Source organism: Nocardioides ginsengisoli (genome assembly GCF_039537225.1).
In the GTDB taxonomy this organism is placed as follows: Bacteria; Actinomycetota; Actinomycetes; order Propionibacteriales; family Nocardioidaceae; genus Nocardioides; species Nocardioides ginsengisoli.
On the sequence record NZ_BAABAC010000027.1, the window covers coordinates 36,562 to 43,559 of the forward strand.

Annotated in this window: 8 protein-coding genes; 3 read left to right on the top strand and 5 right to left on the bottom strand. The window is 72.0% G+C overall.

The window, feature by feature from the left end:
* Window positions 1-3 precede the first annotated feature (3 nt).
* Together AB4880_RS16155 and AB4880_RS16160 are read right to left on the bottom strand one after the other, a co-directional pair.
* Window positions 4-1,458 carry an APC family permease gene (locus AB4880_RS16155; protein ID WP_367920247.1) on the bottom strand — a complete coding sequence of 485 codons (1,455 nt, stop codon included), beginning with the start codon at window positions 1,456-1,458 and terminating at the stop codon, window positions 4-6.
* 41 nt (window positions 1,459-1,499) lie between these two features.
* The gene (locus AB4880_RS16160) at window positions 1,500-2,105 is read right to left on the bottom strand and encodes a hypothetical protein (RefSeq protein WP_367920248.1); all 606 of its coding nucleotides are present in this window, start codon (window positions 2,103-2,105) and stop codon (window positions 1,500-1,502) included.
* A 46-nt stretch (window positions 2,106-2,151) separates the two neighbouring features.
* On the opposite strand from AB4880_RS16160, the gene AB4880_RS16165 reads away from it, so the two are divergent.
* Window positions 2,152-2,985 carry an endonuclease/exonuclease/phosphatase family protein gene (locus tag AB4880_RS16165; RefSeq protein ID WP_367920249.1) on the top strand — a complete coding sequence of 278 codons (834 nt, stop codon included), beginning with the start codon at window positions 2,152-2,154 and terminating at the stop codon, window positions 2,983-2,985.
* On the opposite strand, the gene AB4880_RS16170 is transcribed toward AB4880_RS16165, so the two are convergent.
* Window positions 2,942-3,970 carry a 6-phosphofructokinase gene (locus AB4880_RS16170; protein WP_367920250.1) on the bottom strand — a complete coding sequence of 343 codons (1,029 nt, stop codon included), beginning with the start codon at window positions 3,968-3,970 and terminating at the stop codon, window positions 2,942-2,944. The two genes, AB4880_RS16165 and AB4880_RS16170, sit on opposite strands and share 44 nt — an antisense overlap.
* Window positions 3,971-4,016: 46 nt before the next feature.
* Between AB4880_RS16170 and AB4880_RS16175 the strand changes: the two genes are divergently transcribed.
* Both AB4880_RS16175 and AB4880_RS16180 read left to right on the top strand, forming a co-directional pair.
* Window positions 4,017-4,838 carry a DUF1028 domain-containing protein gene (locus AB4880_RS16175; RefSeq protein WP_367920251.1) on the top strand — a complete coding sequence of 274 codons (822 nt, stop codon included), beginning with the start codon at window positions 4,017-4,019 and terminating at the stop codon, window positions 4,836-4,838.
* A gap of 2 nt (window positions 4,839-4,840) precedes the next feature.
* Complete coding sequence (locus tag AB4880_RS16180; protein ID WP_367920252.1) at window positions 4,841-5,344, top strand: DinB family protein; 504 nt, start codon at window positions 4,841-4,843, stop codon at window positions 5,342-5,344.
* Here the strand turns inward: AB4880_RS16180 and AB4880_RS16185 are convergent.
* Together AB4880_RS16185 and AB4880_RS16190 are read right to left on the bottom strand one after the other, a co-directional pair.
* Complete coding sequence (locus tag AB4880_RS16185; protein WP_367920253.1) at window positions 5,331-6,227, bottom strand: hypothetical protein; 897 nt, start codon at window positions 6,225-6,227, stop codon at window positions 5,331-5,333. The two genes, AB4880_RS16180 and AB4880_RS16185, sit on opposite strands and share 14 nt — an antisense overlap.
* A gap of 12 nt (window positions 6,228-6,239) precedes the next feature.
* A complete protein-coding gene (locus AB4880_RS16190) occupies window positions 6,240-6,896 on the bottom strand; it encodes a response regulator (protein WP_367920254.1) in 657 nt (218 codons plus the stop codon).
* Window positions 6,897-6,998 lie beyond the last annotated feature (102 nt).

The window sequence follows — 6,998 nt, forward strand, 5'->3', positions numbered from 1 at the left end:
TGGTCAGTCGTCGGTCGGGTCGATGTCCATGTGCTCGATGTCCTCGAACTGACCGCCCTCCGGCTTGTGGACGATCCGGGTGACCGCCCAGAGCACGATCCCGAGCCCGAGCAGGCCGGCGGCGATGCGGTACTGGATCATGTCGGCCTCGAGTCGCGCCCACGGGCCGAGCAGGTAGGCGCACAGGATCGCCCCGAGCACCGGTACGACGACCGGCGCGCGGAAGCCGTGCGGCCGGGCCGGCTCGCGGCGCAGGATCAGGCAGGCGATGTTGACGATCGTGAACACCGCGAGCAGCAGCAGCGACGTCGTCCCCGACAGCGAGCCGACGATCGTGCTCTCCGACCCGAGCCGGACGTAGACGATCAGGGCGAACGCGAGCAGCGTGGTGAACCCGATCGCGACGTACGGCGAGCGCCGGCCCGGCAGCACCTTGCCGAGCACGGGCGGCAGCACGTTCTGCTGCGCCATGCCGTAGACGAGCCGGCTGGCCATCAGCATGTTGATCAGCGCGGTGTTGGCGACCGCGAAGACGGTCATGAACGGGAAGAAGTCGTCGATCGGGATGCCCGGGGCGCCGATCTTGACCACGTCGAGCAGGATCCCGGCCTCGGCGTTGGTGGGCGAGCCGATCCGGTCGGCGGGGATCACCGCGACGACCGAGACCGCGACGAGCATGTAGATGATGACCGCGATGCCAAGGCCGGTGAGCATCATCCGCGGGAAGATCCGCTCGGGGTCCTTGGTCTCCTCGACCATGTTGACCGAGTCCTCGAAGCCGACCATCGAGAAGAACGCGATCGCCGTCGCGACCGTGACGGCCATGAACAGGCCCTTGTCGTCGGGGTTCTCGAAGACGGTGACCCTCCCGAGGTCGGCGTCCCCCTTGCCGATGACGTAGAAGCCGATGCCGATCACGATCGCCAGCGCGGCCATCTCGACGAGGGTCAGCACTACGTTGAACTTCACGCTCTCGCCGACGCCGCGCAGGTTGATCAGCGCCAGCACCAGCATGAAGCCGAGCGCCACGGCCAGCACCAGCCCGTTGCCCGGATCGTCGGCGCCGAGGCCGATCAGCAGGTTCGACGCGAGCAGCCCGGACGACGTCGACGCGCTGGTGATGCCCGAGCACACGACGGTGAACGCCACCAGGAAGGTCACGAAGTGCACGCCGAACGCCTTGTGTGCGTAGAGCGCGGCGCCTGCGGCCTGCGGGTACTTGGTGACCAGCTCGAGGTAGGAGAAGGCGGTCAGGGTGGCGATCGCGAAGGCCACCAGGAACGGCAGCCAGGCGATGCCGCCGACCTGTCCGGCCAGCCGGCCGGTCACCGCGTAGACGCCGGCGCCGAGGATGTCGCCGACGATGAAGAGGAGCAGCAGGCCGGGTCCGAGGACCCGCTTCAGCTCCGGCCGGCCGTGCTGTTCGGATGCGGTGTCACCGCTGATCTGCGTGGTCATGGTGGGTGGTTCCTTCCCCGAGGTTGGAAGTCCTGCCGGCTTCACCTTCGCGCAGGACGCGGCGAAAGGGAAGCACCGTGGGACGGCGCGGCGGGCTCGCGCGGCGCCGGCGGAGGGACGACGTCGAGGTCGCGCAGCAACCGCAGGAAGGCCTGGGCGAAGGGGTTGCGCGACGTCGCGACGGCGACCTCATCCCAGTCCACCTGCTCGCGGACCGCCCGCGCCACCGGCAGCACGACGGTGAAGTTGCAGGCGTGCTCCTCGAGCGCGCCGAGCTTGTCGGCCATCAGCGCCGTCGCCGACAGCACCGGCATCAGCACCGACTCCACCTCGACCTGGTCGGCGTCGGCGAACCGGGCGCGCGTGATCGGCTCGGTGCCGACCCGGAAGATGATGTCGACCATCGCCTCGTCGACGTACACCTTGAACAGCCAGTCCTCGGGTGGGTGCACCACCTCGAGCCCGCGTTGGGCGATCAGGTCCTCGACATGGGCGGCGTCCTCCTCGGCCACCACGAAGTCGACGTCGTGGTCGGGCTCGGGCCCGCCGCGCGCCCACAGTCCATAGCTGCCGGCCAGGGCGAACGGCACGTCGCCCTCCTTGAGCGCGACCGCCACCAGCTTGAGCGCCTCACGGAGCTGGCTCATCGATGCATCACCTCGCACCGCCGAAGTACCCGGACGGGTCGGGCGCATGCGCGTGGGTACCGGGGACGTGATGATCCGGATCGCGACCTTCAACATCCTCAACGGCCGCACCCAGCACGACCACGACGTCGACGTGGCCGTGCTGCAGGACGCGGTCGCCGAGCTCGCCCCCGACGTGCTGGCGCTGCAGGAGGTCGACCACCTCCAGCACCGCTCCGGCCGCGCCGACCTGACCGCGCTCGCCGCGGACGCGATGGGCGCCCCGCACCACCGCTTCGTCGCCGCATTGGCAGGCAGTCCCGGCGCCACGTGGACGGCGGCGACGGGCGACGAGCACCCGGACGACGCGGCGTACGGCATCGCGCTGCTGAGCCGGTTCCCCGTCGCCGGCTGGGAGGTGATGCGACTGCCGGCGCCGCGGACCCGCGTGCCGATGCGGTTCCCGGGGCGGACGCTGCCCACCTGGGTGCGGGACGAGCCCCGGGTCGCGGTGGCGGCGGAGGTGCGGACGCCGGCCGGGCCGCTGACCGTCGCGAACACGCACCTGTCGTTCGTGCGCTGGTGGAACGGGCGTCAGCTCACCCGGCTGATGGGCGCGCTGCGGGGAAGCACCCGTCCCCTGATCGTGACCGGCGACCTCAACATGGAGCTCGACCGCGCCGCCCGGCTCACCGGCCTGCAGCCACTGGCCGCGCACCCGACGTTCCCGGCCGACGACCCGGTCGAGCAGCTCGACCACGTCCTCGCCGACCCGGCACTCCCGGCCAGCTCGCAGGCCTGGCGGATGCGGCTCTCCGACCACCGCGCGCTGGTGGTCGACGTGGACCTGGCCGCCGCTAGCCGAAGAACACCTGCGCCTCGGCGTACTCCGCCGGGCTGACCAGCTTGAGCTCGCCGGTGCCCTCCACGAGCGGGACCCGCACGATCTGCGTGCCGCGCAGGGCGACCATCACGCCGTACTCACCGTCGGCGACGGCGCCGATCGCCTGCAGCCCGAAGCGGGTCGCGAGCCACCGGTCGAAGGCGGACGGCGTCCCGCCGCGCTGCACGTGGCCGAGGACGACGGCCCGCGCCTCCTTGCCGGTCCGCGCCTCGATCTCCTGCGCGAGCCGGTCGCCGATGCCGCCGAGGCGGACGTGGCCGAAGGCGTCCTTCTCACCGCTCGCCAGGGTCATGCCGGTGCCGTCGGCGGGGACGGCGCCCTCGGAGACGACGATGATCGGCGCGTACTCACTGCGGAAGCGCGTCTCGACGTGCGCGCAGACGGCGTCGATGTCGAACGGGCTCTCCGGGATGAGGACGGCGCTCGCTCCCCCGGCGATGCCCGCGTGCAGCGCGATCCAGCCGGCGTGCCGGCCCATCACCTCGACGACGAGCACCCGGTGGTGCGACTCGGCGGTCGTGTGCAACCGGTCGATCGCATCGGTCGCGATGTTGACCGCGGTGTCGAAGCCGAACGTGAAGTCGGTGCCGGACAGGTCGTTGTCGATCGTCTTCGGGACACCGACCACCTGGACGCCGAGCTCGGACAGCTTGGTCGCCACCCCGAGCGTGTCCTCGCCGCCGATCGCGACGAGCGCCTCGACGCCCGCGGCGGCGAGGTTGTCCTTGATCCGCTGGACGCCGTCGTCGAGCGCGAACGGGTTGGTGCGCGAGGACCCGAGGATCGTGCCGCCGCGGGGCAGGATCCCGCGACACTGCTCGATCCCGAGCGGCATCGTCAGCCCCTCGAGGGGGCCGCGCCAGCCGTCGCGGAATCCGACGAGCTCGAAGCCGTGCTCCTTCACCCCCTTGCGCACGACGGCCCGGATCACCGCGTTCAGGCCTGGACAGTCTCCGCCACCGGTCAGCACTCCGACGCGCATGCCGTCCAACCTACGACGGTTGCCGAGTCGTCTCTAGGGTGAAGCCATGACCTTCTCCATCGTGGCCCGCTCCGCCGACGGCGAGACGTGGGGCGTCGCCGTCGCCTCGAAGTTCCTCGCGGTCGGCTCCGCCGTACCGGCCGCGGTGGCCGGCGTCGGCGCCGTCGCCACCCAGGCCGACGCGAATGTCGCCTACAAGGGCCTCGCGCTCTCCCACCTCGACGAGGGCGCGACGGCGGCGGTGGCGCTCCAGCGGCTGCTCGAGGAGGACCCCGGCTACCCGCAGCGCCAGGTCGGCATCGTCGACCTCGACGGCAATGCGGCCTCGCACACCGGGGCGGAGTGCATCCCGTGGGCAGGCGGCGTGACCGGCGACGGCTACGCGATCCAGGGCAACTGCCTGGCCGGGGCCGAGGTGGTCGAGGCGATGGAGGCGGCCTGGCTGGAGAGCGACGCCGACGCTCCGCTGCAGGACCGGCTGCTCGCCGCTCTGGCCGCGGGCGACGCGGCGGGCGGAGACCGGCGCGGGCGGCAGTCCGCGGCGCTGCTCGTCGTACGGGAGGAGGCGGGCTACGGCGGCCTCGACGACGTCGCCGCCGACCTGCGCGTCGACGACCACCCGACGCCGATCGACGAGCTGGCGCGCCTGCTCGACCTGCACGAGCTCTACCTGACGGCCTCGACCGACGACGAGAAGGTCACCGTCGACGAGGCGCTGCGCGCCGAGTTGGAGGCCTTCGCCGCGGGCGCGGGGCACCGCGACTTCCACACGTGGGTCGGCACCGAGAACTACGAGATGCGCGTCGCGCCCGACCTGACGTGGATCGACCGGCGGATCCTGGCGATCGTCCGCGGCGAGACGGCCTGAGCGTGGCCGGGCTGGAGAGCCAGCGCGAGCCCGTCCCGCGCAACGACGAGGGCGAGCGGGACACAACTCTGGCATTCCTCACCTTCGCCCGGCACTGCGTGCTGAAGAAGGTCGACGGGCTCACCGACGACCAGCTGCGACAGCGTCTCGTCGTGTCCGACACGACGCTGCTGGGGCTGGTGCAGCACCTGGCGGACGGCGAGCGGTACTGGTTCGGCCATGTCGTCGGCGGCGACCCGCGCTGGGCCGGCGTCGACTTCTCGATGATGGTGCCCGACCACCGCACGGGCGCGGAGCTCGTCGCCGACTACCGGGCCGCCATCGCGGAGAGCGACCGGCTGCTCGCCGGTGTCGGCTCGTGGGACGACCGGGTCGCCGCGCCGCCCGACGACGAGCGTCGGTGGAGCGTGCGCTGGGTCGTCGCCCACATGACCGGCGAGACCACGCGGCACGCCGGGCATGCCGACATCCTGCGCGAGCACATCGACCAGGTCACCGGCCGCTGAGCCGGTCGCGCGCGGCCTGTGCGGCGTCCCGCTCGGCGGTGGCGGTGCGCAGCTCGGCCCCGGTGGCGTCGCGGACCTCCTCCGCCTCGGCGATCTCCTCGTCGAGCCCGTCGGACTCCTCCTCGAGATCCGCCAGCCGGCGCCGCAGCTCGTCGATCTCGGCCTCGAGCTGCAGCGAGCGCGCGGACAGCCGCTCGACCTCGCCGCTCGCCTCCTCGTGGGCGGCGCGGGCGGCCTCGTAGTCCTCGGTGGCGGCATCGAGCCGCTCCTCCGCGGCGGCGAGGGCCTTGGCCGCCTTGTCGGGGTCGGGTACGACGTGCAGCTCGGGCGGCCCCGGACGCGGCGCCTCGCGCGGCGTCGCGCTGAATCCGAGCGCCTCGGGAACCGCGATCGCCCCCGCCAGCTCAGCCGGATCCATCGGCTCGATGCCGGTCGTGCTCAGCGCGCTGACCAGCAGCCCGCTGCGGACCGCGCGTCCGCACTCGGCGTCGACCATCGCCGCCGTCAGCGTCGTCTCGACCTGCTCCGCCACCGCCTCGGTGACGCGCAGCCCCTCCTCCAGCGCGAGCCGTCGGGCCTGCGTGGTGACCGCGGCCGTGACCTGCCGGCGCTGCTTGGTCAGTGCTCGCAGCTCGCCGGCCGACATCGCCTGCTGCGCCTCGCGCAGAGCCGCCCCGACGCTGAGCACCTGGTCGACCTGCGCGCCCTCACGGCGTACCAGCAGGTCGACGACCCACGCCGCGGTGCTCGGCTTGCGCAGCGCCTTGACCTGCGCGGCCAGCGGCGTCCCCTTGAGCTCCTTGACCCGCGCGTCGCGTGCCGGCGTGAACTCCGCCAACGGCAGGGCATAGAGCTCGTCGGCGATCTCCAGCAGGTCGGTCACGCGGCGAGTCTCTCAGTCCTCGCCGTCGACATCGAGGCCCTGCTCGATGACGTAGCGGGTCAGCTCGACGCGGTTGTGCATCTGCAGCTTGCGCAGCGTGTTCTGGACGTGGTTCTGGACGGTGCGGTGCGAGATCACCAGCCGGTCGGCGATCTCCTTGTAGGACATGCCCTTCGCGACCATCTTCAAGATCTCGGTCTCGCGCTCGGTCAGCCGCTCCCCCGGCGGCATCGCCGGCTGGTCGATCTTGCGGAACTCGCCGAGCACCAGCGCCGCGAGGCCCGGCGTGAACACACTGTCGCCGGCGGCCACCCGTCGTACGGCGGCCAGGAGCTCCTCGCGCGAGGCCGACTTGATCAGGTAGCCGGTCGCACCGGCCTTCACGGCCGCGAGGACGTCGTCCTGCTCGCCGGACGCGGACAGGATGAGGACGCGCGACGACGGCTCTTCGGCGAGCACGGTCGCGGTGACCTCGACCCCGCTCGGCTCGGGGATCTGGAGATCGAGAACGACGACCTGCGGCCGCGTCGCGCGGAACCGGGCGATCGCCTCCGTGCCCGTCGCCGCCACCGCCACGACGTCGAAGCCCGCCGCCGCGAGATCACGCTCGACCGCGTCGCGCCACATCGGATGGTCGTCGACGACCATCACCCGGATCCGGTCCGTCATGGCTGGGACCCTATCCGGACGGGCGGGCGCGGTCGGGGTGGTGGGTTGCTGGGTTCGCCTATTTTTCAGCGGAAAAGGGCGGCAATTCCTACCCAGGTACCT